The organism is Alcanivorax sp. HI0083 (assembly GCF_001635175.1).
In genome coordinates this window covers 1-664 of the sequence record NZ_LWFX01000211.1, presented here as the reverse complement: position 1 = coordinate 664, position 664 = coordinate 1, and the positions used below count along the sequence as shown (strand labels likewise).

Annotated in this window: 2 protein-coding genes; one reads left to right on the top strand and one right to left on the bottom strand. The window is 54.7% G+C overall.

From position 1 onward, the window contains the following. Positions 1–351, bottom strand: a 351-nt coding sequence (locus tag A3754_RS02260; protein ID WP_156496699.1) for a hypothetical protein, incomplete at its 3' end; no start/stop codon positions are given. On the opposite strand from A3754_RS02260, the gene A3754_RS28395 reads away from it, so the two are divergent. Then, on the top strand, positions 350–664 hold a 315-nt coding region (locus tag A3754_RS28395; protein ID WP_231880444.1), incomplete at its 3' end, for a hypothetical protein. The two genes, A3754_RS02260 and A3754_RS28395, sit on opposite strands and share 2 nt — an antisense overlap.

The window sequence follows — 664 nt, the reverse complement described above, 5'->3', positions numbered from 1 at the left end:
GGCTTCCAGGGCCGCATTGATTGCGCTCTTCTGCTGCTCGGACTGATCCGCGTCCGGGTGGGTAAATACCATCCCCACACCGTAATTGTCCGGCAACGTAATGGATTGCTCTTCCGCGACCTTGCGGAAGAAAGAATCGGGTTTCTTAAGCAACAGACCGCAGCCATCACCGGTTTTTCCGTCGGCATTAATGCCGCCCCGGTGTGTCATGCACGTAAGTGCTTCAATAGCAGTTTGCAGAAGCTCGTGGCTGGCCTGGCCCTCCATATGGGCGATCAGACCAAAACCACAGTTGTCCCGGAATTCTCCGGGCTCAGTGAGCCCCCGCACCAGCGTTGAGTTCTGCTGCATGAAAACCTTTCCTCTTGAAATTCAGAGACTTACAGAAGGCAAATGGCGTCAAGAAAACGGTGACGGCAAAAAAGGGATATGCATTCTACACATTGCGCGCTTGGGCGACAAATTGAACAGTCACCCAAGGCGCTTTTTTATGCTTAAAGTTCGCCGCGAACATCGCCCATCTTGCGAGGAAAAGGCCCCGCTGAGCGTCGCTTTGCTGGCAACGTCGACTGTGCATCAAGCACTGCCTGGCGGCTGCAACAGTCCGCGGCGAGGAACAGAAACACGGTTGTTCCATTCCGTTTGGCCGGATAATAGGCCCCCT